This window comes from Desmonostoc muscorum LEGE 12446, from assembly GCF_015207005.2.
Taxonomy (GTDB): Bacteria; Cyanobacteriota; Cyanobacteriia; order Cyanobacteriales; family Nostocaceae; genus Nostoc; species Nostoc muscorum.
On record NZ_JADEXS020000001.1, the window covers coordinates 460,053 to 486,250 of the forward strand.

The 26,198-nt window shown below is 41.0% G+C and carries 21 protein-coding genes; 13 read left to right on the plus strand and 8 right to left on the minus strand.

All coding sequences use genetic code 11. From position 1 onward, the window contains the following. Positions 1-208: 208 nt before the first annotated feature. The 5 genes from IQ276_RS01980 to IQ276_RS02000 all read left to right on the plus strand — a co-directional run bounded on the left by IQ276_RS01980 (position 209) and on the right by IQ276_RS02000 (position 4,761). The gene (locus IQ276_RS01980) at positions 209-1,207 is read left to right on the plus strand and encodes an SDR family oxidoreductase (RefSeq protein ID WP_190876598.1); all 999 of its coding nucleotides are present in this window, start codon (positions 209-211) and stop codon (positions 1,205-1,207) included. Positions 1,208-1,372: 165 nt separating this feature from the next. Continuing rightward, the gene (locus IQ276_RS01985; RefSeq protein ID WP_190876623.1) at positions 1,373-2,290 is read left to right on the plus strand and encodes an NAD(+) kinase; all 918 of its coding nucleotides are present in this window, start codon (positions 1,373-1,375) and stop codon (positions 2,288-2,290) included. A 452-nt stretch (positions 2,291-2,742) separates the two neighbouring features. Next, complete coding sequence (gene nblR / locus IQ276_RS01990) at positions 2,743-3,429, plus strand: response regulator transcription factor NblR (RefSeq protein ID WP_193921288.1); 687 nt, start codon at positions 2,743-2,745, stop codon at positions 3,427-3,429. A gap of 117 nt (positions 3,430-3,546) precedes the next feature. Then, complete coding sequence (locus IQ276_RS01995; protein WP_193921290.1) at positions 3,547-4,053, plus strand: DUF192 domain-containing protein; 507 nt, start codon at positions 3,547-3,549, stop codon at positions 4,051-4,053. Positions 4,054-4,533: 480 nt separating this feature from the next. Next, positions 4,534-4,761: a DUF2949 domain-containing protein gene (locus tag IQ276_RS02000; protein WP_190876595.1), complete on the plus strand. Its 228-nt coding sequence runs from the start codon at positions 4,534-4,536 to the stop codon at positions 4,759-4,761. A 303-nt stretch (positions 4,762-5,064) separates the two neighbouring features. Here the strand turns inward: IQ276_RS02000 and IQ276_RS02005 are convergent, their stop codons facing one another. The 3 genes from IQ276_RS02005 to IQ276_RS02015 all read right to left on the minus strand — a co-directional run bounded on the left by IQ276_RS02005 (position 5,065) and on the right by IQ276_RS02015 (position 9,920). Continuing rightward, positions 5,065-6,216 carry a pyridoxal-phosphate-dependent aminotransferase family protein gene (locus tag IQ276_RS02005; protein WP_193921292.1) on the minus strand — a complete coding sequence of 384 codons (1,152 nt, stop codon included), beginning with the start codon at positions 6,214-6,216 and terminating at the stop codon, positions 5,065-5,067. A 1,281-nt stretch (positions 6,217-7,497) separates the two neighbouring features. Further along, positions 7,498-8,913, minus strand: coding sequence for a folate/biopterin family MFS transporter (locus IQ276_RS02010; protein WP_193914099.1), 1,416 nt, complete (start codon positions 8,911-8,913; stop codon positions 7,498-7,500). Between the two features lie 257 nt (positions 8,914-9,170). Next, positions 9,171-9,920 (minus strand): Npun_F0296 family exosortase-dependent surface protein, encoded by a 750-nt coding sequence (locus tag IQ276_RS02015; RefSeq protein ID WP_193914101.1) that lies wholly within the window; start codon positions 9,918-9,920, stop codon positions 9,171-9,173. Between the two features lie 436 nt (positions 9,921-10,356). Here IQ276_RS02015 and IQ276_RS02020 point away from each other — a divergent pair, with 436 nt between their 5' ends. From IQ276_RS02020 to IQ276_RS02035, 4 genes are all read left to right on the plus strand, one after another. Then, complete coding sequence (locus tag IQ276_RS02020; protein ID WP_193914119.1) at positions 10,357-11,571, plus strand: anhydro-N-acetylmuramic acid kinase; 1,215 nt, start codon at positions 10,357-10,359, stop codon at positions 11,569-11,571. A gap of 180 nt (positions 11,572-11,751) precedes the next feature. After that, positions 11,752-12,192 (plus strand): hypothetical protein, encoded by a 441-nt coding sequence (locus IQ276_RS02025; protein WP_190876591.1) that lies wholly within the window; start codon positions 11,752-11,754, stop codon positions 12,190-12,192. A 463-nt stretch (positions 12,193-12,655) separates the two neighbouring features. Further along, entirely contained in the window at positions 12,656-13,639 is a 984-nt protein-coding gene (locus IQ276_RS02030) for a glycosyltransferase family 2 protein (protein ID WP_235115358.1), read from the plus strand. Positions 13,640-14,568: 929 nt separating this feature from the next. Continuing rightward, positions 14,569-16,125, plus strand: coding sequence for a serine/threonine protein kinase (locus tag IQ276_RS02035; protein WP_193914103.1), 1,557 nt, complete (start codon positions 14,569-14,571; stop codon positions 16,123-16,125). Positions 16,126-16,594: 469 nt separating this feature from the next. Here IQ276_RS02035 and IQ276_RS02040 read toward each other — a convergent pair whose 3' ends face one another. From IQ276_RS02040 to abc-f, 5 genes are all read right to left on the minus strand, one after another. Continuing rightward, positions 16,595-16,792: an NblA/ycf18 family protein gene (locus IQ276_RS02040; protein ID WP_190876588.1), complete on the minus strand. Its 198-nt coding sequence runs from the start codon at positions 16,790-16,792 to the stop codon at positions 16,595-16,597. A 633-nt stretch (positions 16,793-17,425) separates the two neighbouring features. Continuing rightward, positions 17,426-18,163, minus strand: a complete 738-nt coding sequence (locus IQ276_RS02045) for a Stp1/IreP family PP2C-type Ser/Thr phosphatase (RefSeq protein WP_190876587.1) — start codon at positions 18,161-18,163, stop codon at positions 17,426-17,428. Between the two features lie 15 nt (positions 18,164-18,178). After that, on the minus strand, positions 18,179-19,864 hold the full coding sequence (locus tag IQ276_RS02050; protein WP_193914121.1) for an ABC1 kinase family protein: 1,686 nt from the start codon (positions 19,862-19,864) through the stop codon (positions 18,179-18,181). A gap of 120 nt (positions 19,865-19,984) precedes the next feature. Further along, on the minus strand, positions 19,985-20,311 hold the full coding sequence (locus IQ276_RS02055) for a DUF6825 family protein (RefSeq protein ID WP_190876586.1): 327 nt from the start codon (positions 20,309-20,311) through the stop codon (positions 19,985-19,987). Between the two features lie 204 nt (positions 20,312-20,515). Further along, entirely contained in the window at positions 20,516-22,132 is a 1,617-nt protein-coding gene (gene abc-f / locus IQ276_RS02060; protein ID WP_193914107.1) for a ribosomal protection-like ABC-F family protein, read from the minus strand. A gap of 525 nt (positions 22,133-22,657) precedes the next feature. Here abc-f and IQ276_RS02065 point away from each other — a divergent pair. The 4 genes from IQ276_RS02065 (at position 22,658) to IQ276_RS02080 (ending at position 26,179) form a co-directional block, all read left to right on the plus strand. Continuing rightward, positions 22,658-24,622, plus strand: coding sequence for a serine/threonine-protein kinase (locus tag IQ276_RS02065; RefSeq protein ID WP_193914109.1), 1,965 nt, complete (start codon positions 22,658-22,660; stop codon positions 24,620-24,622). Between the two features lie 117 nt (positions 24,623-24,739). Continuing rightward, positions 24,740-25,078 (plus strand): DUF433 domain-containing protein, encoded by a 339-nt coding sequence (locus IQ276_RS02070; protein WP_193914111.1) that lies wholly within the window; start codon positions 24,740-24,742, stop codon positions 25,076-25,078. Further along, on the plus strand, positions 25,075-25,437 hold the full coding sequence (locus IQ276_RS02075; RefSeq protein WP_190876583.1) for a DUF5615 family PIN-like protein: 363 nt from the start codon (positions 25,075-25,077) through the stop codon (positions 25,435-25,437). The genes IQ276_RS02070 and IQ276_RS02075 overlap by 4 nt, the downstream gene beginning before the upstream one ends. An 82-nt stretch (positions 25,438-25,519) precedes the next feature. Next, positions 25,520-26,179 (plus strand): Uma2 family endonuclease, encoded by a 660-nt coding sequence (locus IQ276_RS02080; RefSeq protein WP_193914113.1) that lies wholly within the window; start codon positions 25,520-25,522, stop codon positions 26,177-26,179. The last annotated feature ends 19 nt before the right edge of the window (positions 26,180-26,198 follow it).

A 26,198-nucleotide genomic window follows, 5' to 3' on the forward strand; every position in this document is an offset into this window, starting at 1 on the left:
CTATCATCTCCCCTACTCCCCACTCCCCACTCCCCACTCCCTTTTTCACAGCTAACTCAGAAAAAAGCTTGTCCGCTAACCGGACGGCAACTTTTTCATGAGCTTCTCGAATTCAATTGATTTTCTGAAAAAGATGTAAACTTTTGTTTGCATTAGGTTATTCTGATAAGATTCTTTTCATAAAACATTAAGATATATTACAACCCTCATGACATTATTAATCGTCGGTGCCACTGGCACCTTAGGAAGACAAGTGGCTCGTCGTGCTATCGATGAGGGATATAAAGTACGCTGTCTTGTCCGCAGCACTAAAAAAGCAGCTTTTCTTAAAGAATGGGGTGCGGAGCTTGTATCGGGAAGTTTGCGTTACCCGGACACCTTAGCAGAAGCATTAGAAGGGGTAACCCAAGTCATTGATGCCTCAACATCTCGCGCTACAGATTCACAAAGTATCAAACAAGTGGACTGGGACGGAAAAGTAGCATTAATTCAAGCCGCAAAAGCAGCAGGTGTAGAGCGTTTTATCTTCTTCTCGATTTTAGATGCCGATAAATACCCAGAAGTGCCGCTGATGGAAATTAAGCGGTGTACAGAACTCTTCTTGATTGAATCTGGCTTGAATTACACCATCTTGCGGTTAGCTGGTTTTATGCAAGGGTTAATCGGTCAATACGGGATTCCCATTTTGGAAGCACAGCCAGTTTGGGTAACTGGTCAATCTTCTCCCATCGCCTACATGGACACCCAGGACATCGCTAAATTTGCTATCCGCGCCTTGAGTGTACCAGAAACAGAAAACCAAGCTTTTCCCGTAGTAGGTACTCGTGCATGGAGTGCAGAAGAAATCATTAACCTGTGCGAACGCTTATCTGGAAAAGAAGCCAGAGTCACACGAATGCCAATAAACTTACTCCGTGCTGTGCGGGGCTTAATGCGCTTCTTCCAGTGGGGATGGAACATCGCCGACAGACTGGCGTTTACAGAAGTATTGGCTAGTGGTAAACAGTTAAATGCTTCAATGGATGAAGTTTACACAGTGTTTGGCTTAGATCGAGAACAAACCACAACTCTAGAAAGCTATCTACAAGAGTACTTCAGCCGAATTATGAAGAAGCTTAAAGAGTTAGACTACGAAAAAAATAAAAACAAAAAACAGAAATCTAAAAAAACTCCTTTTAAACAATCTTCAAAAGCCAATAGCCAATAGCCATTAGACTGCCAAATCCAGGCATTTGACTGTGAACTACCCAGTGCTGACCACTTGCGGTACAGCCCAACCTTCTGCCGGATTTAGCTAAATTAATGACTACATGGTCAAAAATGTGTAACGATTACATAATACAGAGCATTGCCTAAACTTGGATATTTGAGTGTGCCGAAAGCAGGCATTATCTACAATGACGTAAAACCGATAGCGGGTCGTGTCGCTATCGAGTTAAAAGACAAGCTAACCGCTGCCGGTTGGCATGTTTGTGTAACATCGAGTATCGGTGGCATATTGGGCTACTCTAACCCTGAGAGTCCTGTGTGCCATACCCCCTTAGACGGCCTGACACCGCCTGGTTTTGACTCAGATATGAAATTTGCAGTGGTGTTAGGAGGAGATGGCACTGTTTTAGCAGCATCTCGTCAGGTAGCACCCTGTGGTATCCCACTGTTAACAGTGAATACCGGCCATATGGGATTTTTGACGGAAACTTTCCTCAATCAATTGCCCCAAGCAATAGAGCAGGCGATGGCGGGTGAGTATGAAATTGAAGAACGAGCCATGCTCACCGTCAAAGTGTTTCGGGGGGATTCAGTATTGTGGGAAGCTCTCTGCTTAAATGAAATGGTGCTGCATCGGGAACCTTTGACCTCTATGTGCCATTTTGAAATTGCCATAGGGCGTCATGCGCCAGTGGATATTGCAGCCGATGGTGTGATTGTTTCTACACCGACTGGTTCCACAGCTTATTCATTAAGTGCTGGCGGCCCAGTGGTGACTCCTGGCGTACCTGCTCTACAGCTAGTGCCCATTTGCCCACATTCCCTAGCTTCTAGAGCATTGGTTTTTCCAGACACAGAATCGGTCAACATCTACCCAGTCAATATTCCTCGGCTGGTGATGGTGGTGGACGGGAATGGGGGGTGTTATGTACTACCAGAGGATAGAGTATATATAGAGCGATCGCAATATACTGTCCGATTTATTCGCCTGCAACCGCCAGAGTTTTTCCGAATTTTGCGAGAAAAATTAGGTTGGGGTTTGCCACATATCGCCAAACCAACTTCCGTAGAATTACCGTAGTTATTGGGAATTGGGCATTGGTTATTAATTATTATCCTCTGCCCCATGCCCCATACCTAATGCCTAATTTGGTGATTTCCTTCCAGAATTACTTGTGTAGGAATGGTATTTGGAGTTAGTTATTAAGATTGCATTTGAGAATTAGATGGTTCATACCTGAACGTGTGTCAAAATTCAACACCCAGGAAGAGGCAGTGGGGTGTTTTTGGTTCGCATAAAGAGCAACTGCGGTTCACAAGTCAGAATTTCTAACGAGTTTAGTATGATTGGTATATTCATTTATCATCAGTTATCCTGACTCCTGAATTCTGACGAACGTGCTAAAACATCTTTAAGTAATGCGTCAAATCAGGATTTTTCCATCACTACAAACTCGTAATTGCACTTTTAACTGATGTAAAGACTTTTTTGAGAACGTCTTTACAATTCCAAATCCAATATCCCAAATTGTTATGACTGTTGCTCAAAGTCCCTGTGTTTTGGTGATTGAGACCGATGATAACTTAGCAAATCAGCTTGCTTGCGATTTGCAAGAAGCCGGCTATGAATCAATTTTGGCTCATGATGCGACTAGTGGGTTGCAACACTGCCGCGATCGCCAGCCTGCTTTAATTGTTTTAGACCGGATGCTCGCAGGAGAATCAGGACTCTCATTGTGCAAAAATCTGAGAAGCACTGGTATGCGATCGCCTGTGTTGATTTTAATGGCAAGGGATACAGTTGACGATCGCGTAGCTTGTCTAGAAGCTGGAGCTGATGACTACATCCTCAAGCCTTACCGCTCAGAAGACTTTTTGAAGTTAATTCGCCTCTACTTAAAACCCGATGTGGATACCACGGAGCAATTACGCTTTGGGGATCTAATTTTAGACATAGCAACTCGCCGTGCAATACACAACGGACGGGCAATTGACTTGACAATGAAGGAATTTGAACTATTAAAATTCTTAATGGAACATCCCCGTGAGGTGTTAACCCGCGAACAAATTCTAGAAAATGTTTGGGGTTACGACTTTCTGGGTGAATCGAATGTAATTGAAGTATACATTCGCTACTTACGCCTGAAAATCGAAGATGAAGGACAAAAGCGCCTCATACAAACAGTGCGCGGCGTCGGGTACGTTTTGAGAGAATCCTAGTACCGCCGTGAAGTCAAATGCACTAAAGCAATTCCTAATCCAAAATCTAAAATCTAAAATCCAAAATCGTGTAAATTCTGTAAAATTGAAATCTAAATTACAGAATCAAAAAACTATATGACTCGTTGGCTAAGCTTGCTCTCGATATTGCTAGGTATTTTGCTGATGGGTTGTTCTATGCCAACAACAGCTATACCTTCGTCCCCCACATCTGCTTCTGAAACTCCAGCACCAGAAAATTTAGGTCAAAAACTACCAATTTCTGCTAAAGCCATTGTTCCCAATGGCACAACGATTCAGCTAGAAGTGGCAAAGACGCCACAACAGCAAGCAATGGGGTTGATGTATCGACCAGCTTTGCCAGATGACCAAGGAATGTTGTTTGGGTTCCCTTCAGCGCAACCAGTCAGTTTTTGGATGAAGAATGTACCTGTGGCTTTGGATATGGTATTTCTACAAAATGGTGTAGTTAAATATATTCAAGCTGGTGCGCCCCCTTGTGCTAATGAGCCTTGTCCCACCTATGGTCCAAGTACACTAATTGACAAGGTGATTGAACTTCGGTCTGGACGAGCTGCCGAGTTAAATTTAAAAGTCGGCGATACTATCAAAATTGAGTTTTGAGACTCTGGTGCTTTCTTTAGAGCTAAAGTTATCAAAATCTATGTTTTTTTTGTAAAAAATGTCACTTTATGTGGTAAAACAGTCAGTTATGAGGCTACTATTTAAAAACTGTGGTAATAATGTAAAGTCCTACGGTCTTCAAGCTGAAATCGCAGTTTTAAGGTTTGGTCGCAAAAATATTCCCTTAGGCGTAAGTGTAAATAGTCGCCCATAGGTGAGTATAGGCTATGGAATCTTTGTTACTACATGTGTAATAAACTAAAGCACAGAAGTAAATAAGATGGAGTCAATTTAAATAGGTAATAATACTGCTTGAAATTCGAGCAGATGATTCGTAGAAAAATTTTTATTTCCTAGACCCTCTATGAGAAGCCTGTTTTTAGGTAGACCAAGAAAACTGGGTCTAGCTGTATGGTTGATAACGGTACAGTGACACATGAAATATTGGCTACTAGCTAGCAAGTAATGGTGAACTGATATATGACAATACACTCTGCACCAGGAGGTGAAATACAAATGTCACCATCAAAATATTCTCGACTTATTAATTTTTTGCAAGAAGATTTGGCAATTTCCACAGCTTCACTAGCGGTGGCGCTTCGTCATCGGGAGCAAGATCCAGGTCCTTTGCCAATGATTCTTTGGCAGTATGGCTTGATTACTCTAGAGCAGTTAGAGCAAATTTATGATTGGCTAGAGACGGCATAATTAGGGAATTTAAAATTCAAAAGGAGGAAAGGCGATCGTGCTAGCTTGTTGGTTATTAACTGGATATAAATTAAAGTGAGGGTAGTTGATGAGTAGCTCATTCAAAAGAATTGAGGCATATCATATCCACTCTAACTTATCCAAAGGTTGATATATGGGGAAATTGTCTCTAGCGGTTTTTACTCATTTACATACAAATCAAAAGAGCGAGTTGATAATTCAACTCGCTCTTTTGATTTGTCCTTTGTCCTTCGTCATTTGTCCTTTGTTAGTTAACAATAACCAATGACTAATAACTAATGACTATTCTGTAAACACTTTAGCTGCTGCTGCCACACCACCTCCAGGGGCGAAGTCTTCATAGCCAAGTTCTCTTAAGGTAACTTCTAAGGATGCTATGCAGCTGAGGATATCGCGATCGCTCACAAAACCCAAGTGACCTATGCGGAAAATTTTATTGCTCAGATGGTCTTGACCGCCTGCTAAAGCAATATCAAAGCGCTTTTTCATCAATGACCGAATCTTATCCGATTCAATTCCCTGTGGCGCTACAGATGTAATCGCTGGACTAGCGTGACTGTCTGCTGCAAACAGGGGTAAGTTCAATCCTTTAATGGCAGCGCGGGTAGCATTTTTCAGCCGTTGGTGTCGAGCAAATATTGACTCTAAGCCTTCTTCTTTCATGATTCGCAACGTGGTGTGCAGCGCTACGATCATGTTCACAGGAGGAGTAAATGGAGTTGTATTTTTGGCTGCCGATTTCCGATATTTGCCTAAATCCAAATAATATTTCGGTAATTTTGCGGTTTTGTAAGCTTCCCAAGCTTTAGGGCTAACAGAGACAAAACCCAATCCTGGTGGGATCATATAACCTTTCTGGGAACCAGAGGCGACTACATCCAAGCCCCAAGCATCCACGGGTAAATTGAACGCACCCAAGCTAGTCACAGCATCAACGATAATTAAAGCTTCACCGTGTTCTTTGACATGGCGGTTGATGCTTTCTAGGTCATTTAGCACACCCGTCGAGGTTTCGCTGTGGGTGATGATGACAGCCTTGATTTCCTTTTGGGTATCTGCTTGGAGTTTTTGGGCAAATACTTCTGGATCTAAAGGTTTTCCCCATTCAACCTTAACTTCTTCTACATTCAAACCGTAGGCTTGACCGATTTCTACCCAACGTTCGCCAAATTTGCCGTTAGAACCAACTAAAATGCGATCGCCTGGAGAGAGAAAATTAATTATGCCAGCTTCTACAGCACCCGTACCACTGACATTCAGCATCAGCACATCACTTTGAGTTTGGTGCAGCCACTTGAGGTTTTCCGTCACTTCTCCCAAGATGTTGCTAAATTCACTAGTCCGGTGTCCAATCGGATGCTTGGCCAATGCCAGTAAGGCAGCTTCTGGCACTGGGGTTGGACCAGGAATCATCAGCATCAGCTTATCGTTCATGTGTCTATCCTAAAGTCAAATAAGAGTCAAAATTTTCGGAAGTTGGTTAAGTCTGGTAGCAAATTCTAGATATTTCTCTACAAATCACACTCAGTTTGTCACCAGTCTTATTGTGTATTTTTCAAGTTTATAGTCAAAGTATCGCGGGAGTTAATCAACGGTCAGCTTGACCTTTGCAATTTATTTACATGAGACTTCAACTTAGATAATACCTCTGTTCTAGGGAAATAATCTTACCACATACCTAGAACGTCGATTCAGTATTCAAAAATTATCGGGATTGGTTGGGTACTGGATACTGGGTGCTGCGTATTAGTAGTTAAAAGAATTATTTCCTAGTCCCCAGTCCCCAGTCCCCAGTCCCCAGTCCCCAGTCCCCAGTCCCCAGTCCCTAATCCTCGATCATTCCCTACTGATCTTTTACAGTACATTTGCCGCAGAAGTTGAAGTATTTTATTTGCACTCTAGCTGAGGCGATGGCCAATAAATTATCAGTTTTTATAGTATATTTATAAATTTGCTACATGATTGCTTGGTATTTTCAGCTACTCTTCACAGTGAGTCGTTTTTAACTAGTGTCAGTTGATAAAGTGTCACTCACCAGAACCTTGGTTTGAACGCACAAGAGATATTCTTAGTTAGTGCAAGGAGTGATACCATTTCACCACATGTTTGTCACAAGTTATCCCCGCAATCCTCCTTCCTAAGGGGGTATTGCAGATTACAAATGTTGCATCAAACTAGTGAGTTGGTACAAAGTTATACGGGGAAGCGCTTGGGTGAGCAAAACTCTCGAGCGCTTTTTCGTGTATAAATAAAATAGTAAAATTACCAGTACATTAATATAAAATTATATTATCACGTATATATAAATTTATAAGTTGATACTATATAATTCCTATTTGATTGCGTGAAAAAACTCGCCCTCAACTCGAAAACTTACTCGGGGCTTTTTACCAGAAAAGAATTTTTGAACCTCGTATGACTAGAAGCCACGCGATTCCTGCTTCAACGATCTCTGCCTGAATTACTCCGGGTCTTACAAGTTCTCCACAGGCGTTTTTAAAGTCTCCCTAGCACCGACGGCGACTTTGAAACAAGTACCTAAAAAGTTAGTTAAGTGGACTCGTTGAACCAAGAATCCTCACGCCTTTAGGCTGAGGAGTGTCAAATTTGTTGATATTAATAGCGATCGCAGTAGTCTAAATTTGATCTCGGTCGATATTTAACTCCCGCAATTTTGCTGCCAAAGGTTCTGCTTTTTCAGCTTCCTGTTCTAGATTACTCAACTACTCCTGACTCTGGTTCTCTGACTACTAAATCAGGTATTAAATCCGGCAAAAATGCTTGTTGCTCATCCTTTGATGTCTGAATTTTATCTTCAGCATTAGGTAACCAGCTGACAAATGGTAGAGGTAACAGCGTACTGAGGTTAGTAATTAGCACCAACAGCCAAAGCAAATCAAAGTTCGTTGCTGTAATTCCCAGCCAATGGGTAATTAATGCCCCAAATGCATGGGAAACGCTTCCTCCTAAATTGAACACTGACATTAACAAGGCAAATAATGTTGCTTCTACTCCAGAAGGACACAGCCTTGCTGCTAGCACCATCACTTGCATAAAGGCAATTTTCCCCATCACAGAGAGAATAAGACTATCACCCAAACTAAACCAGTGGTCATCTATACCCAAGAGCCGATTAGTGTGAGTTACTAACAACATCATCGTCATCCCCAAAATTGAGGAAAGAACGGCACTCCAAGTAAAAATCACACGAAAAGGAATGCTTTTGAGGAAACGTTGAAAAATCCAAACACCTGCTAAAGAAGCGAAACTTGTCACCAAATGCACCCGTCCTAAAAATTCTGGTTCAAAGTGTAGTTCGTTGGTAGTGAAGTAGAAAAAGGCTGAATCGGCACTTGGAGTAGCTTGCCAGATGAAGATAAATAGTGTTGGTAGCCAAATTGTTTTTTGGCTCAGGGCTTGGCGTAGTTGCCCCAGTTGATGTTTGATTGTTACAGAGTTAGTTTGATTAGTGTCTTTAGCATCTTTGCCAATGGGAGACTCAGCAATTAACCAAGCTACCCCTGAAACAATCAAAGGAAATGAGGCGGTAATCCAAAAGACAGTGTAGGTAGTAAAGTATTGCAGGAGCAGACCGCTAAAGTATGCTGTTATCAAACCTCCGATCGCAGAAGCACCCCAACACAGAGATTGTAGTGAACCAGCTTTCGCTTGTGATTCGCCTCTAGCTCGTTCCACAACCAGTGAGTCAACTATCACATCACTCATTGCAACAGAGAGAGAACTAAGAGCGATCGCTACTGTAGCTGCCCAGCTAGTATGAACTATTGTTGCCATACTTACCCAGGAAACAGTTCCGAGTATCCCGGATAAAATCAAATAAGGACGCCTGCGATAGCCAAATATCGGTAAGCCATCAGAGATAAAACCAAACACTGGCTTAATCATCCAAGGTAGGAAGGTAATTCCCAATAGAGCCGATACCTGTACTGGACTTAATAGCAATTCATCTTTGAGGAAAAAGCTTACAGCTAGACGCGATAGCCCTAAAATTCCTTGGACAAAGTATACTGCCAGAATTGCAATTAACTCAGCATTTGGTTGATTGCCCAAAAAGATTTTTTCTGTGACTGAATCTTTTACCTTGGACAAGCCAGATGATTGAATCAACATTTGATAAATATTTTTTAAGTTTTATCTACTTTTCTATAATATCGATATTTTAGAAACTGGGTTTTCTGTGAATGTTTTGGTTTTAAACGATATTGTATAAGAATCCACCAAGAGATGAGGACGAGTTTACCTGAGTAAGCTCGTCCTAGCTAAGATTTCATATTGATTTTTAACCTGAGGTTTTGAAATCCTTGTGCAGCCTGGGGTTAGGGTATGGAGAAAATCTGACTGAGCAAGGATTTGTGTCTTTAATCAAATTACTTTACGCTTTGCAACTTCTCGTTCTTGCGCTTCCGTAGAAACATACTACCTACAGCCAGCATACCTAAGGTAATACTAGGCTCAGGAACAGACTCGGGATCAAAACCTGTAAATCTCTCGGTTCCTGCATGGAAAGAATGGTTGTCGCTTTCAAATCCACCGCCACCTGCTTGGGTGATGACAATCTTATTGAAAATATCGTTGCTACTATCTGAGTAGAAGTGAAGGTAGCCATTGCCTTCACCGCCATGCTGTGACGCATGAATTGGAGCAACTGGGTTAACATCCTCAGTTGTAAATGATTTAATCAAAGTATCGCCATTGTAGAACGAAAAAACGTTACCGGAACTGATAGCTCCCCAGTCAATACCGAAATAATTGAGGTAACTATTAAGGTTAATTGTGACTTTATCGCCGCTGAAAACTGCCAAATAGTTAGTGTTATTGACTTCTCCATTTGCACCGGCAGGTGCCCATACATCTGACCTAACACTGCTGTTTTGACCTGTTTCAAATGAATACTTAGCAAAACCAGTAGTTGGTGCTTGACCATTATTGAAGTTAATAGTTGTCGTACCCGGAAGCTGACTAAACTCAGAAAAAGCACCTTGGCTAGTTTCTCCATTAGGGCCTGCAATCCCTGTGGTCACATTGAAGGAAATAGCCTGGGCTGAGCCTGCATAAATCAATGACGAGATTGCAGATAAGGATAGAACAGTAATGCAAGCAATTTTTTTGATAAACATAATTTGAGGAGCCTGTAATTTTATGATTTAGGGAAATTTATTATGCAACTTGGGTTGATTATGTAATGTCTTACAGAAGAAGTAACAGGACGAAAATCTGGATTTATATTTCCCCAAAAATCCATATAGTTGGTAAATAATTTGATCGAAAAAAGAAGCTTATTAAGTAGTTGTACTTTCCGAAAATAGTATGTAGCCTAACTGTTCTTTATCTGAAGATAAAAAATGTAAAGTTAGAGTATACACATTAAGAATTTGTATTTTAAGAATTTGTATTTTCGGATGTTGTGTTTATTAAGGACTAATAAAGATGAGGGATAGTGTTTGATAACCCTGTTTCCTGATAAATAAAATGGTGAGATGTACTGAGTTTTTTTTGCAGATGGGTAGTAACATGACTAAACTACCTCTTGTAATCAAAAAAGATTCTCTGTCAATGCATCCGACTGAAGAAATTGGTTTCCCTACTCGCGTTATCGGTTTAATTAGTGGCACATCTGTAGATGGCATAGACGCTGCCTTAGTAGAGATTTCTGGTAAAGAATTGGATCTGAAAATTGAGTTGCTAGCTGGGGAAACATACCCCTATCCGGTTCAACTCAGAGAAAGAATATTAGAACTTTGTGCAGGCGTTGCCATATCGATGGCAGAATTGGCAGAAATAGATGATGCGATCGCCTTTGCCTTTGCCCAAGCTGCCCAAAATATTCAAAATGGTCACCAGGCGGCTAATTTAATTGGCTCCCACGGTCAGACAGTTTATCATCGACCAGTTGGGAAATCGGGAATGGGGAATGGGGAATGGGGAATAGGAAAGAAAAATACTCCCTACTCCCCACTGGGCTACAGTCTCCAACTAGGGCGCGGTGCCTTAATTGCTCATCTGACAGGCATTACAACTGTGAGTAACTTCCGGGCTGCTGATATCGCCATTGGTGGTCATGGTGCGCCTCTGGTTCCTAGAGTCGATGCCTATTTACTCAGCCATCCCCAGGAAGGACGTTGTATTCAAAACATTGGTGGTATTGGTAATGTTGCTTATATTCCGCCTCGGCATGGCGACTGGCTGTCAAAAATTCGTGCTTGGGATACTGGCCCAGGAAACAGTCTGTTGGATCTGGCAGTGCAGCATTTAAGCGCTGGTGCTAAAACTTACGATGAAAATGGTAGTTGGGCAGCGAGTGGTACTCCTTGCTATCCATTGGTAGACCAATGGCTCAGGCAAGACTACTTTCATTTGCCACCGCCTAAATCCACTGGTCGAGAGTTATTCGGTGTGACATACCTGGAACAGTGTTTAAAAGATGCCCAAGTATACCAACTCAATTCTGCTGACATATTGGCAACTCTCACGGAACTTACAGCTGCTTCAATTACTCATAGTTACCAAACTTTTTTACCAGAAATGCCACAGGGGGTACTGTTATGCGGCGGCGGTAGTCGTAATCTTTATTTGAAGCAGAGATTACAGTTATTATTAGCATCAATACCAGTCTTGACTACAGATGAAGTCGGCTTGAGTGCAGATTTTAAAGAAGCGATCGCCTTTGGAGTTTTAGCCTACTGGCGACATTTGGGTATTCCCGGTAACCTACCTACTGCCACTGGGGCACCCGGTGAAGTTCTTTTAGGAGAAATTCACCAAGGTTAGTAATTAGTGCTGAATAGGGAGTGGGGGAGGTAAGCGGGATGAGGGAGCAGGGGAAAACTTTTAACCCTTGTCTCTACTGCTAACTCAGCACTGGCTCAACGCCCCGCTACCGCTAACAGAACTCAGCACTGTTATAACTGTAGTCTTGGCGGCAGTCGATCAAGACAGGAAATATAGAAGGTGGCTCATACTTTTTTATTAGAATCAGGACGCTGGACAATACAAGGAAATTGGCTGGAACGTAATGGTATGCCAATTAGTGTCAAGGGTATGACCTTGGTAGCTTGGAATCGAGATAACTGGTTTACGATGGCCACGAAGCTGATATTCCCAGGCAGCGATCGCTCGGAAATTTCTCTACAATACAAGGGACGGCTGCATGAAGGAGAACGTCAGTATACTTTTTTGCTACAACATAATATTTTGGGGCAGGTTGAAGGCGAGGGTTGGATTGGTTTAGATACCATTGTGCAGCGTTACTGGGTATTGGGCGATCGTCAGCGTCGTAGTGGCTTTGAAACCCTGCACCGAATTTCGGAAGATACATATTACCTCAGTAGTGGCATCTTGGCTGGTCATTTTTTAACTAACACAATGGAAGCTAGCCTAGAACGTCAATGAACAATAATGGATATTGAATTACCGAAGTTTAGATGTAAGGCACTTCCAAGGAAAAAAATATTCCATAGTAGGGTAGCACAGCTGTGCTACCCGAAAAATGTACAAATAATTTGGGATAATTTCTTTTCTGGAAGTCCCTAATATCAAATCCGGTAGCATCTAAATAATTAAAAAACTGCTCCAGAGGCTGAGGGTACAGAGGGAGAGGAAAGAGGAATAATTCTGATACAAATGGATTTGATATCAGAGGCTGTGTTAACGAGACGTTACGCGAACCGCATCTCTGAATTATGGCTGAGTGCTGAATTAAGAGATTGCCTACATGCGGCATATCAACCCTCTATTAAGCGGGTGGTATGAGTGTTGGGGTGCGATGTATTCAATTAACTTACAGTGTGTTGTACATTAAAGAATGTAAACACAGTATCGTGAGGAGATCAATGTCGTGAATCCCAAAGTATCTGTGATTATTCCTGCTTACAATACCGAAGCTTATATTCAAAAAGCAATAACGTCAGTCTTAGAGCAAACCCTCAATGATATTGAAGTGATCCTCGTGGATGATGGCTCAAGTGATAAAACTGTAGAAGTTGCTAAAAGTTTTACCGATCAACGTCTCAAAGTAATAGTTAATCAAAAAAACCTTGGGGCTGGTGCTGCGCGTAATCGCGCCCTCAGAGCAGCCCAAGGCGAATGGATTGCTGTACTTGATTCAGATGATTGGTTTGCTCCCGAAAGATTGTCCAAGCTTGTTTCACTAGCAAATGAAACAAATGCAGACATGATTGCTGACGATCTTTATTTCATTAAAGATGGTGCGACATCTCCTTGGAGTACATTGATTCAAGAAAGTGGAGAAGATATAGATAAAATTGTCCAAATTGATGTTGTTTATTTTGTTAAAACTGATGTCTATGGACAACCAGGACTACATCTTGGTTTGAGCAAGCCTCTATTCAAACGAGAATTTCTGCTTCAACACGCCATTGAGTACGATGAAACCCTAAGCATAGCTGAAGATTTTTGGCTTGATCTGAAATGCTTAATCAAGGGCGCTCGCTTTTTCCTTGTACCAAAACCCTATTATTTTTACCGCTCACGCCCTGGCTCCCTTGTACATCAAAGCCGATTGACACGTTTAGATCAAAGCTGTAAAGCTACTACTTCTTTCATGCAACAAGAAGTTGTAAAAAAAAATCCAGCTTTAATGCGTGCTTTGTCTCATACTCTTGCAGTCTATAAAAAAAATTTAGCTTACTCTCAAGTTGTAGAGCCTTTCAAGCAAGGTAAATGGTTAACAGCATTGACAGAAATGCTTAAAAATCCATACTTTTTGTATGATTTTTGGTTCAGAATCAACAATATAATCCAACGTCGAATTCAATACTATATAATGGGTAACGAATTAGTTTTTGACATGTCGTATAACATACATAAAAAACGATAAATTACCAATTAATGCCATCAGATATCAATAATAAATAATACATCCGTTAGTAGTGAGAATCAGCTAGAAGGTTAAACAACTGGTTAAGTAAGAAGTATCTGCTACTATACATACTTACTGAATTTTATATCCCTGTTCGTTACTCTGGGGTAAACCTTAATTTTTTATTGGCTGAAACGGCGAATTTAGTTATTTTTTCCGGTAGAAGAGTATTCGAGCGTCCGAGTCCCTTGCCATAATCATATGATTGGTGTCTCTTGGTACGCCCTGGTATTACAGGGGAGGTGTTCCAAAATATGCTTGGTATTAGGGACTTCCAATGAAAAAAATACCCAAATTGTAGGGGCACGACACCTATCATACAGCAGATTGCAAGTTAATTAAGTACACTATCTAGGTCTGGTAGCTAGGAAGAGAGCCTATTATAATTCGGAATTCTGACTCCTCAATTCCGAATTCTCTGGTGAGTGTGGTCTTCCCTAATCAGTGTTTTTGGCTGATCTGAGAGTTATTTATTTAGTCAAAATTGGGCAAACTAAAACTACATCATAATTAAAATCAGGAATAGTACAAAACGTCGCTATACATTTACCTTTTTTGCTTGTTTGATCTAGCATGTTGCACCAGTTGTAATCAGCGTCTTGGTTGCAAACTATATTTGTTATAGTTTCAGTCTTCTCAAAGAAGGCTGAAAAAAGCTAGTCCACTGATGGACTTTAACTACTAGCCTGGAAAGTAATTTCTGGGCGCAACAATTCAGATACAGCAGTTTGTAACCGGGTGAAGTAGAGAATTTAGGTTTGGTAGCCGGAAATGAAGGCTATTTTACTCCTGAATTCTGTATTCTCAATTAACCAATTCTGCTGTATGAGTTGGAACGCACTTTTCCTCCCAAATACCTACAACCTGCTTTTAGAGTCAAATTTTCTATGTCAGACCCCAACATTGGTCGCTTACTCAGCAAACGCTACCAACTCCAAGAGTTAATCGGTACTGGAGCAATGGGTCGAGTTTATCGTGCTAAGGATATTTTGTTGGGTGGTGTACCTGTTGCTGTGAAGTTCCTCGCTCTATCAATCCAAAATGAAAAGATGCGACTGCAAGACCGCTTTGAGCGAGAAGCGAAAACTTGTGCTTTACTAGGGCAAAAAAGTATCCATATAGTCCGAGTGATGGACTATGGCGTAGATGACAATAATACTCCGTTCTACGTTATGGAATACCTACAAGGACAAAGCCTAAACAATATTATTCGCAAGCAACGGCTGCCTTTAGCAAGATTTCTCAGTATGGCGCGTCAACTCAGCCTGGGTTTACAGTGCGCTCATGATGGCATCCCAGTTGAGGGCACAATTTGCCCAATTATCCATCGTGATGTCAAGCCAAGCAATATGCTGGTGATTCAAGATCCGAGTTTTGGAGAATTGGTCAAGGTTTTAGATTTTGGGATTGCTAAGTTATTACAGTCAGATGGCGACCATACAAAATTTTATTTAGGAACACTGGCTTATTCTTCTCCCGAACAGATGGAGGGTAAGGAATTAGACAATCGTTCTGATATTTATAGTTTGGGCGTAATGATGTTTGAGATGCTTACCGGCAAAATGCCCTTGGTGGCACCAACTCACTCTTTTGGAGCATGGTATAAAACACATCACTATCAAAAGCCACGTTCTTTTGCTGAAGTTTCCCCCGGATTAGAATTACCAAAAGAAATAGAAAATTTGGTGATGAGTTGTCTAGCCAAAGTAGCACGCGATCGCCCCCAAAGCATTAGTGAAATTCTGAAAGTTTTAGCAACCGTAGACCAACCTGACCACACACGCAAAATCAGGCAGAACACCTATGCGCTAGTTCCTGCTACATTGACAGTTAGTGCTGAGGTTGAGCAAAAGACGAAGGCCGATTTACGGATATCCTCTTCAAACGATGAAATTGCTAATAGCGTTTCCTGGCCTCAAAATAAACCAATTGCGGATATTGTCTTTCCCCAGGCGATACATACAAATGGGGAGGTTTTACCAGCCTTGTGGGTAATGCTACCCCAACAGGAAATTCAAAAGCGCTTAGTTTGTACCCGCTATAATCAATTTCTTTTCATCTCCGTTCCCCACCCGGTGCTGTTGTGGATTACCGTCATTTACAACCGCAAACACGGCGCTAAATGGTTACATTACTACCTCGATCTCAAAACCAGTCTTGGTCAAGAAGTTGCCCGCTTGCTACACCAAACAGGTTACTACCGTCTGTTGTTTTTTGCACGAGAAACACCAAGTCGCTGTAGTCATATCCTGCTTTCCAGCGTCGCTTCTGCCCAACGTCAACGACTGCAAGAGTGGGTCAAAATCAGCAATACTTTGATGTCTTCTGCCGATCCGCAAATTAGTAAAAATTTACTCAAAAGCGAGTACGAAAAGATTAAGCCTCAAATCCTAGCAAAACTCGAAAGTATTGATACAGACTCTCCATACGATCTTTCCAACTAGGAATAATTAATGAATGTTACATGTTTTCTCTGTGAAAAAAGAGCATTAACTCAAAAATTGTAAATTTTTATAAACAAAATATATATAACGTTCCAAGTTCTAGTTATATGTATAAATAGTGAAATTGCTAACTCAATAAGTTAGGGTGTTTAAATAGCGTGTACATACTTCTTTGTCCATGACTTTGTTTGGGATAAATTTACGCAGGTGTGATTCTCACACTAGACAACCTTTGAAGACTTGGGCTAAAGTACACAGTGGATTGTAGCTAAAATCTCAAATTAACTTTAGAGTCTAGCAAGTCTACCATAGGAGACTTTACTCATTCTTGATTAATTTCGTGAGTTTGACTTTTGCCACAGGTTTGTGAAATTATTTATCGGAGTTGACGCCCCGGCATCCCCAGCTCTTTTCCTTCGTTGGAACCAAGCAAGAGAAGGAGGTCGCCCACTGCGACATCAGAACGACTCTATGCCATAGTGGAACCAGAATCTAAGCCCCACTGGTGCTTAAGAAGTTCTTGATAAGTTGCTTCCCGCACTACCATTTGCTCATACAGCTTGACCAAAAAGTCTTTGGCTTGCTCATGGCTCATGTTCTGCACCTGAGTGGCAAATGAGCATATACTGAATTGCTGTTCTAAGGATAAGTTCATTGGTTGGTTCATAAGTTAACTCCGAAAAAACAAAGCGTAAAGGTGATATCGTTCACAGAAGTCCAAATGGGATAATAGTTGGACTTCTATCTGTCCCTCATTTGTTCCTCCGTATTAAGAAAGATAACAAGTGTTTGACAGATTGCCCACATCCTAAGTGTGGAATTTTTTTCGCTCTGATATCTTGCACCTAATCCCACTGATATACCACCCAAGTCGGCCGAGTCTTATTCCAGAAAATAAGCTCCCTTTTGTCATAAATAGGTATATCTACCTTGTTTAGCCCTTCCTGCTGGCAGAAAATTAGGTGTTATGCCTAATGTTCCATAGTTTCCCTGGTTAGGAAAAACTAAGATGCTGTCTTCCCCAGTATGGAGAAAACTTTCCAAGGTGGGGACTTGAAGGAGGTAGGGGAATAAATGGTAATAAGCGTGAATTATAATCGCTCTACCTCATGACGTGCAAGATGTCAATTTACTAATTTATGCAAATTTAGCCTCCTGAGGTTACTTTGGAGGCTAAAAGTATTAGTATCAAATTGTAAAAAGGAAAAATGCTCAGGCTGAACAAAATGGTGGGTATATTTACCTGATTTGTCAGCTGTCATTAGTTATTGGTAATTTGTCCTTTGCAAATAACCAATGACTAGGGATTATTTTCTTCCAGTGAGATGATGACAACAGTAATGTTATCGTGCCCTCCTTGCTCCTTAGCAGCCTCAACTAGGGAGATGGCGGCTTTATCCAGCCAAGGAGTGTCTTGCAGACAGCTAGCAATCTTTTGCTCGACAAGTTCTTCTGTGAGACCATCGCTACATAACAGGAAGCGATCGCCAATTTTTACATCTAGTGGTTGCACATCAATCTGATGCAGGTCTTCACGCCCTAAACAGCGCGATAATACATGACGGAAAGGATGTAACCGTGCTTCATCCGGGGTGATGTCACCGATTTTGATTGCCCGTGCTACCCAAGTGTGGTCTTCCGTTACTTGTTCTAATTGTGATTCTCGGAAGCGATACAGCCGGGAATCCCCAACATGAGCGCACCAAGGCGGTTCTGGGGAGCGAAAAATTATCGCTACAACCGTTGTACCCATATCGGCGCGTTCGGGATGATTTTGCTGATCCTGCAAAATCGCTTGATTGGCATCCCACAAAGCTTGCTCTAGCAATTCTTGGGAAGACTTTGGAGATTCCCAATTTGCCACCAAATACGCCTGAATTTCGCTAGTGGCAATGCGACTTGCTTCTTCTCCTCCCGCATGACCACCCATCCCATCAGCGACTACAAAAAATCGTCCCTCTGGGTCGATATAGTAAGCATCCTGATTATTAGAACGAATAAGTCCCGGATCGCTAAGACCGGTGAAATTAATTTTCATAAATTTTTTCAACAATTAATACATACGGTCATAACGGTCGAGACGTAGAAGTAGTCGGATCAGAATTACTGAAATCCCTACTGCGATTAAAGTGGGCAACAGTGCCAACCATACACGATTCATAACTACTAGAATAGTAGCTGAAAGCGTGAAACCACTAATTAACAGAGCATAGCTCATTGAGAGCTGAATATTACTTTGGCGTCGCAACAAACGTTCAGTTTCTATAGACCGAACGCGCAGGCGCATGTCTCCCCGTTCTAACTTTTCTAGGGTATCCTCCAACCTACGTGGTAGACCCAACGCGGTACTACTGACTTGAACTGCTTGACGACTCAATTCGTTAAGAAAGCTATTCCCTTCAGAACCATTCATATCGGTCATAAGCTGCATTGCATAGGGTTTGGCAACTTCCATAAAGTTAAACTCTGGATCTAAGCCTTTGCCTACCCCCTCTAGGGTAGAAAAAGCTCGCATCACAAAAGTGAAAGTTGCTGGAAATCTAAATGGTTGATTATAAGCTATTTCGTAAAGATCATCACTAATTGACGCTACTGATTGGTTTTCAAAGGGCTTATCCATGAAATTGTCCAGCATGTACTGGACGGAACGCCGCACTGGGCCCATATCATCGACTGGGGCGATCGCACCTAAATCGATGAGGGACTGGACAACGCGATCGCCGTCTTTTTGGGCAATGCCAAATAGCGTTTCCATCAATCCTTCACGAATGTTGGACTTAATTCGTCCCATCATTCCGAAATCGTAGAATATCAAAGCACCATCAGGACTGATGGCAATATTGCCTGGGTGGGGGTCAGCGTGGAAAAAGCCACTATTGAGTAACTGTAGCAAATAGGCTTGAGCGCCTTGACGAGCAATGGTTTTTCGATCTAAACCCGCTGCTTCCAAAGCTTCGTATTGGCTAATTTTAATTCCAGGGACATATTCTAAGGTCAGCACACGGGAGGTAGTGTAACGCCAGTAAACTTTTGGGACTTTTACCCAATCGTAGCCGCGAAAGTTACGGCGGAAAGTATCAGCGTTACGACCTTCATTGAGATAATCAATTTCTTCCCAAAGAATGCGACAACATTCTTCATAAATACCGAGCCAATCTCGCCCCTTTCCCCATTTAGGATGATTTTGAAAGTAGCGGGTAATTCCCTTGAGAATTTGTAAATCTATTTCAAATAACTTCTTTAATCCTGGGCGTTGCACCTTAATTACAACTGCTTCTCCAGTATGCAGCACAGCTTTGTGTACTTGCCCCAAGCTAGCAGCAGCTAAAGGAATAGGTTCAAAATTTTGGAATAGTTCAGGAATTTTCTTGCCTAGTTCTTGTTCAATAATTGCTTCTACTTGTTCATAGCTAAATGCTGGTACTTTGTCTTGTAACTTTGCTAGTTCTTCTACATATTCAACAGGGAATATATCAGCACGGGTAGAAAACAATTGCCCAACTTTGATGAAGGTTGGGCCTAAGTCCAGCAGGGTATTGCGAATCCAAAGCGCTTGGGTTTTGCGTCTTGCAGTTTGCTTGGCTTCAGTTACACCACCCGTATAACTCCAAGATTTGTTGTACAGCCAAAGTCTGAACAATAAGGTCAAAACGAAAGACCAAATGTCCACAAAACGCCGTCTGCTAGAGTATTTTTCCCGATTCCAACGGTATGCCTTATCCGAATAACCTTGTTCCATATGTTCCATGTACCGTTGGTTTGCAACCGAATTATCCGCAAGATTAAAGACACTCAAATTGTCATTTGTCAGTTGTCCTTTGCATAAGACTAGTGACCAATGACCAATGACTAGATTTATTTATGCAGAAGTTCTGCGATAGTGTTGCAATTCCGTTCGCAATAGGGCAATTTCTGCTCGCAATTCATCAATCTCTGCTTGCACGTCTGTTGGCTCTGAACCAGGTTGCCTAGTGCTTGTGCTGGCTTGGCCAGTATTAGCAGCTTCTGCTGCTCGATTTGCCCGCTCTAGGACTTCTTCTGTAAACTGGCGCAACTGCTCTCTAGCTTCAGCATCAAATTTGCCCAGTTCACTCAAAGCATCGGTCAAGGCGACTTCTAAGCGCTCGTTAACTACTTCAGCTACCGCTCTGCCTACAAAAAAGGCTTGCACAAGGGGGTTACTCATAAATTTTTGTTACGTTCATCCGCAAAAGAATTATAACTTGCCTGTATGCTTTGCGGCTTCTGTTGTATAGCTTGAGATTTAAGTTGCAGATGACGGACAAGACTCAGTGCAATCCGAAGATCATAGTTGCAAGCAATACAAAATAAACCAGCTATTACTGAAGTTCAGCCTGAACACAGGTCTAATGACTCAATAACATAAATATCACTCATCATTACATAGGAGTAATTCTTGATAATATTGCTCTGGTGTACTAGGTAAATAGGTTGTCATTTGTAACCCTTGGTCTTTGAATTTGAAACTTTGAGTAATATTAATCCGGCTGAGGAAATCTAGATCGTGGGAAATTACCCAAATAGCTCCTTGATAGTCATTGATACCTACTACCATTTGTTCGAGGGTTTCAATATCTAAGTTATTAGTTGGTTCATCAAGGATTAGCAGGTCAATTTCAGAGATACTAATCATAGCGATCGCCAATCTTGCCAACTCTCCACCACTGAGTACAGATGCGCTTTTATTAACCTCATCGTATTTAAACAAAAAATGTCCCAGTTGTTGGCGTAAAAGCTGATAGTTGAGATTCGGATTAGCTGCTTGCATATTTTCCAGAATTGTGTATTGGCGATTTACTAATTCATAGGTTTGATCGAGATATATAGCTTTCATCGCTGGTGCAAGCAAAATGTCACCTGATTCTAAAACTGCTGTTTGGTTTTCCATTCCCAAAATTGCTTTTACCAAAGTCGATTTACCGGAACCATTAGCGCCGACAATGGCAATGCGATCGCCACAAGAAACATGCAATTGAATGTTGTGTAAAAGTACCCGTTCTGATACCGTTAGATTCGCACCTTGAATATCAATTAGATTTTTGCGCTTTTGGCTTTTTTCTTCTAGCTGGATACTTGTGACTTTTGTTGTTTTCACCTTCGTATCTGCAACTTTTTGATTAGCTCTAGCTACTGCTGCTTGATGTTTATTTTTCGCAGTTCCGGCTGAGGCTTCAGCTTTGGTTTTAATCAGTCCGGCTGCCATCCTGTCGATACTGCCATTCAGAAGCTTTGCACGACCATTGCGCTGAGCTTGGGCTGCACGCTGTTGTTCTTGCATAGCCGCAGCCTGAGTGCGTTTGAGTTCCTTTCTGGCGACTTCGTGCGATCGCAATGCTGCATCTAACTCGATTTCTTTCTGTTCTCGATAATGAGAAAAGTTTCCTCCGTATACCTTCAAACCAACAGGTGTCAGTTCCCAGGTAACATCTGTCACTTGGTCTAAGAAAAAAGGTTTGTGCGAGACAATTACATACGCGCCAGTGAAATTTAAAAGAAACTCTTTTAAGCTTTCTAAAGCTTGCAAATCCATGTGATTAGTTGGCTCATCCAGCAATAACAAATTTGGTTCTTTAGCCAAACCAATCGCTAGAAATAGTTTTGTCAATTCTCCACCACTCAAATTTGCAATTGGTAGATAAAGGTCAAGATTTGTTTTGAATTGTGTTTGCAAAATTTCCTCAATATTCCACCATTCATCGGAGATAGAAATCAAAAAATTCAGTACTGTATCTGATACGATTTCTTGCCTGATAGTGCTGATTTGGGGCAAATAGTAAACAACACCATGACGCGAAACTGAACCTGTGCTGGGTGTGATTTGTCCTGCAAGAATTTTGAGTAAGGTTGATTTTCCTACACCATTGCTACCGACTAAAGCGATGGAATCGCCTGCTTCAATACTCACCTGAACTTTTTGAAACAAAGTTCTTTCCAAGCTGAGTTCATAGGCTAAATTCTCAGCTAATAATATTGATTTTTTCTGCATTATTTTCAAACCTCAATTCGCAAACTTCCACCCACGTGTTTACAACGATTTCGGGTAGATGAGACACAAAACAAACTCAACCGCTGACACTTAACAAGCAGTTTGATGTAGATACGAGTGATGACAATATCTTTAGTGCATGACTATGTGAAGTAACCCTGTCAAACTAGTTGCGTTTATTCTTCGTTGACATTTGTTGCTTTGGTGCAACAGGTGTTTGGTACTACTTCATTGGTGCTATCTCGTTGGAGTTGTGATGAGGTTTGATGTTGACTACAGTGTAGCACAAAGCAATTTCAGAAAATAGGAGGCGATGTCTGACGACAAGCCGCAAAGCGTCCACGCTTTTTTCTTCTCTGTGCCCTCTGCGCCTCTGTGGTTAATAAAGATTTTTAACCGCAGAGGCAATATCCTGCACCTATAACTATTGTTAAAAACGTTGATTAATTGATTTACCCTTGCTAACTTAAGTGTAATTGCGTAATACATAGCAAATTTAGCATATCCTACTGTTGCCCATGAACTATGAGCTATCCAGATTTCAATGAAGACGGCTATCAAATTTTGCGAGAATTGGGACGTAATCGGGAAGGAGGAAGAATTACTTGGCTAGCATCAAAAGTTGATACTGGGGAACAGGTGGTAGTGAAACAGTTTTGCTTTGCTCAAGCTGGTTCTAGTTGGTCAGGGTTCAAGGCTTACGAAAAAGAAATTCAATTTTTACAGGAACTTAATCATCCTGGTATTCCCCACTATCTCAATTCTTTTGAGCGACCTGATGGCTTTTGTCTAGTTCAAGAATATATCAATGCCCCATCTTTAGTAGAAACTCACAGCTTTGCACCAGAGGAAATTAAACAAATTGCAGTTAAAGCTTTAGAAATTCTTGTATATCTGCAAAATCGTATTCCGCCAATAATTCATCGAGATATTAAACCGGAAAATATTTTGGTAGATGAGCAACTCAACGTCTATATAATTGACTTTGGTTTTGCTCGTGTTGGCAGCCAGGAAGTTGCAGCAAGTAGTGTATTTAGAGGTACTCCTGGCTTTATCCCACCAGAGCAAATGTTTAAACCGACAGACGCTACAGATTTGTATGCTTTGGGTGCAACCTTGATTTGCTTACTAACAGGAATCAAATCAACCAAAATATATCAATTGCAAGATCAAGATGATCCATATTTAATTAAGTTTCACCATCTTCTACCTCAGTTAAGTCTACGGTTTCTAGATTGGTTGGAAAAGATGGTACAACCGCTACAGAAAAACCGTTTTGCTAATGCAAAATCAGCTTTAGAAGCACTAAAGCCACTTGATGTTATTCGTGTAGCGGTAGTTGATTTTAGTCAAACAGTGCTGGAATTTAAAGCGAACCGACTGGGGCAAAAGCTAACGCAAAGCATCACAGTTGAAAATCCCATTCAAGACACTTTGCTAGAAGCTAGATGGGAAGTTGAACCACATAATAATGACCCACCGCATACACCAGATTACCATGCTTGGATTTCGGTGACACCTGCTGAGTTTACTGGGAATGATATTCGGTGTCAGGTTCAGATAGATACGAGTAAATTAATGGCGGATAAGCAGTATAAACGCCAACTTATATTGCATAGTAATGCTTATCCACAGACTCGCACTTTAACTGTGAAGGTACAGACAGCTACTTTATCAATTGAAAAGCGAGAACTGCCATATATAGAAATGATGGGTGTTTTTCTCATTTTTGCAGTTTTTCCTATAGTTTTATACTTTTTAAATGTAACTGCTATTAACACTGGGTGGTACGATGCTTACCCTGCTTTGTTTGGTGCAACAGTATTTGGGTGTTTAGTTGGGTTTATTACTGGGTCTGCATCTGTGGCAGGTTCCGCAGCAGGTTGGATGACTGGTGGTTTTGGATTTATTACTTATGTTGTAGTAGCAGTTTTATTCAAGGGCGGGGTTTTTAATGATTTAGTTGGAGCTGTTGCGATGCTTCTGCTGACTATAGGAGGATTATTAGCTGGTCCTTGGATTGGTGGTTGGTGGAGTGAGTATTTACAAGGCTGGGGAAACACGTCTTGGAAAATTAAGGTACAAAGCGCAACTATTACTGTATTAGGCTCTTTAGCAGGTGCTTTGGTTGGTTCTGTGATTGGGAATTGTCTGATAGCTGTGAGCATAATTCTATTCAATGAAGCTTACCCTTTTTTGGTTTTGATTGTTGAACCGATTGTTGTAGCTATAATTACTTCAATAGCTTTAATTTTTGCTAAAGAAGTAATCATAGAAGGTATATTTACTACTCTAGTCTTACTACTTACAGCAGGAGTAGGAATTAGTCTCGGAATTGGCTGGAAAGTAGGGTTTTTTAACCAATATATTTTGTTAGCATTAGCATTCACCGGACTACCTTTAGCAACTATGTTGTCTTATTTACCCTTAAAACAACGTATATTAATTGCTAAATATCGTAAATTTCAGCAAAATTTGATCAAGCCATAAATCAGTGTTTTTTAGCTAGCTGAGAATGCGATCGCCTTTTTTTTGCAAAGCGTTAATGTAGCGCGATCGCTTTCAAAAAAAGATTACCATAATAAACAAATGAATATAGGTTAATCTATGTCTACCAAACATCTCACAGAGTATTTCAACTTTCTTTCTTCTGAAGACATTAGACTCAAAGACTCAAGAATTGGGATTGAAACAATTCTTTATGAATACATTGATTGTGGACGTTCTCCAGAAGAAATTGCCCAAATCTATCAAACAATATCTTTAGAGCAAGTTTATGCGACCATTCTTTATTATCTGCAAAACAAAGAAACTGTCAGTGCTTACATAAAAAACTGGATAGAACACGGTCATAGAATGCGAGAACAACAGAGACTGAATCCCCCACCAGTGTCAGAAAAACTGCGTCAACTCCGAATTAAAAGACAAGCTAAACAGCAAGCATGACACTGCAATATCTGATTGATGAAAATGTCAATCCTATATATCCAAATCAAATTAGACTACGAGAACCTGATATTGCGATCAAAGTGGTAGGAGAATCAGGAACTTCACCAAAAAGTACACTCGATCCAGAAATTCTGTGTTGGTGTGAGGATAATAATTTCATATTAGTGACAAATAACCGAACTTCTATGCCAGTACATTTAGCTGACCATATTGCTGTTAATCGTCACGTACCAGGAATTTTCATCTTAAATCCAAATTTAAGTATTGGTGAAAATATAGAAGAACTCATAATAGTTGCTTTGGCATCAGAAGACGATGAATATCAAGACAGAATAGTTTATTTACCATTACCCTAAAAATAGGTAATACGGTACACTACGCGATCGCCAACTACAACCCTGCTAAAATAAACCTATAAATTGATGCCCTATCCATTCTATGACCATAACTCAAGAATTAGAATCTCAACAAGGCATCTGCCAAGATGTTATATTTCCCCCTGGTGATTTATTTAGTGATGAACCTCCCTTGGAAAGCGAACTGCATCTACGACAAATAATCTTACTTTTAACATGTCTGGAATGGCTGTGGCGAGATAGAAATGATTTCTACGCAGCGGGAAATCTAACTATCTACTACAGTCCACACCAACGCAAATCAGAATACTTCCGAGGGCCAGACTTTTTTGTAGTGCTGGGATGTGAACGCAAAACCCGCAAAAGCTGGGTAGTCTGGGAAGAAGATGGCAAATATCCCAATGTAATTCTCGAAATTTTGTCTGACTCAACAGCAAATACAGACAGAGGTTTAAAAAAGGAAATTTATCAAGATACTTTCCGGACACCCGATTATTTTTGGTTCGACCCTTACACACAAGAATTTGCGGGATTTCATTTAGTAGATGGAGAATATCAACCGCTACAAGCAAGTGAACAAGGATATTTGTGGAGTCAGCAGCTAGGGTTATATTTGGGAGTTTATCAGGGACTATTGCGGTTTTTTACACGAGATGGAAAACTAGTACCAACACCTGAAGAAAGGGCAGAACGTTTGGCAGCAAAATTGCGAGAGTTAAATATCGATCCAGATATAATTTAAACTATTGCGATATCTTCTC

What these genes read in the sequence shown, in the direction of transcription:
- IQ276_RS02070 (WP_193914111.1), top strand. Translation starts at nt 24,740, where the DNA reads ATGTCTACCAAACATCTCACAGAGTATTTCAACTTTCTTTCTTCTGAA.
- IQ276_RS02000 (WP_190876595.1), top strand. Translation starts at nt 4,534, where the DNA reads ATGACAATACACTCTGCACCAGGAGGTGAAATACAAATGTCACCATCA.
- IQ276_RS02040 (WP_190876588.1), bottom strand. Translation starts at nt 16,792, where the DNA reads ATGAACCAACCAATGAACTTATCCTTAGAACAGCAATTCAGTATATGC.
- IQ276_RS02035 (WP_193914103.1), top strand. Translation starts at nt 14,569, where the DNA reads ATGTCAGACCCCAACATTGGTCGCTTACTCAGCAAACGCTACCAACTC.
- IQ276_RS02075 (WP_190876583.1), top strand. Translation starts at nt 25,075, where the DNA reads ATGACACTGCAATATCTGATTGATGAAAATGTCAATCCTATATATCCA.
- abc-f (WP_193914107.1), bottom strand. Translation starts at nt 22,132, where the DNA reads ATGCAGAAAAAATCAATATTATTAGCTGAGAATTTAGCCTATGAACTC.
- IQ276_RS02015 (WP_193914101.1), bottom strand. Translation starts at nt 9,920, where the DNA reads ATGTTTATCAAAAAAATTGCTTGCATTACTGTTCTATCCTTATCTGCA.
- nblR (WP_193921288.1), top strand. Translation starts at nt 2,743, where the DNA reads ATGACTGTTGCTCAAAGTCCCTGTGTTTTGGTGATTGAGACCGATGAT.
- IQ276_RS02065 (WP_193914109.1), top strand. Translation starts at nt 22,658, where the DNA reads ATGAGCTATCCAGATTTCAATGAAGACGGCTATCAAATTTTGCGAGAA.
- IQ276_RS02045 (WP_190876587.1), bottom strand. Translation starts at nt 18,163, where the DNA reads ATGAAAATTAATTTCACCGGTCTTAGCGATCCGGGACTTATTCGTTCT.
- IQ276_RS02020 (WP_193914119.1), top strand. Translation starts at nt 10,357, where the DNA reads ATGCATCCGACTGAAGAAATTGGTTTCCCTACTCGCGTTATCGGTTTA.
- IQ276_RS02010 (WP_193914099.1), bottom strand. Translation starts at nt 8,913, where the DNA reads ATGTTGATTCAATCATCTGGCTTGTCCAAGGTAAAAGATTCAGTCACA.
- IQ276_RS02080 (WP_193914113.1), top strand. Translation starts at nt 25,520, where the DNA reads ATGACCATAACTCAAGAATTAGAATCTCAACAAGGCATCTGCCAAGAT.
- IQ276_RS02055 (WP_190876586.1), bottom strand. Translation starts at nt 20,311, where the DNA reads ATGAGTAACCCCCTTGTGCAAGCCTTTTTTGTAGGCAGAGCGGTAGCT.
- IQ276_RS02005 (WP_193921292.1), bottom strand. Translation starts at nt 6,216, where the DNA reads ATGAACGATAAGCTGATGCTGATGATTCCTGGTCCAACCCCAGTGCCA.
- IQ276_RS02050 (WP_193914121.1), bottom strand. Translation starts at nt 19,864, where the DNA reads ATGGAACAAGGTTATTCGGATAAGGCATACCGTTGGAATCGGGAAAAA.
- IQ276_RS01980 (WP_190876598.1), top strand. Translation starts at nt 209, where the DNA reads ATGACATTATTAATCGTCGGTGCCACTGGCACCTTAGGAAGACAAGTG.
- IQ276_RS01995 (WP_193921290.1), top strand. Translation starts at nt 3,547, where the DNA reads ATGACTCGTTGGCTAAGCTTGCTCTCGATATTGCTAGGTATTTTGCTG.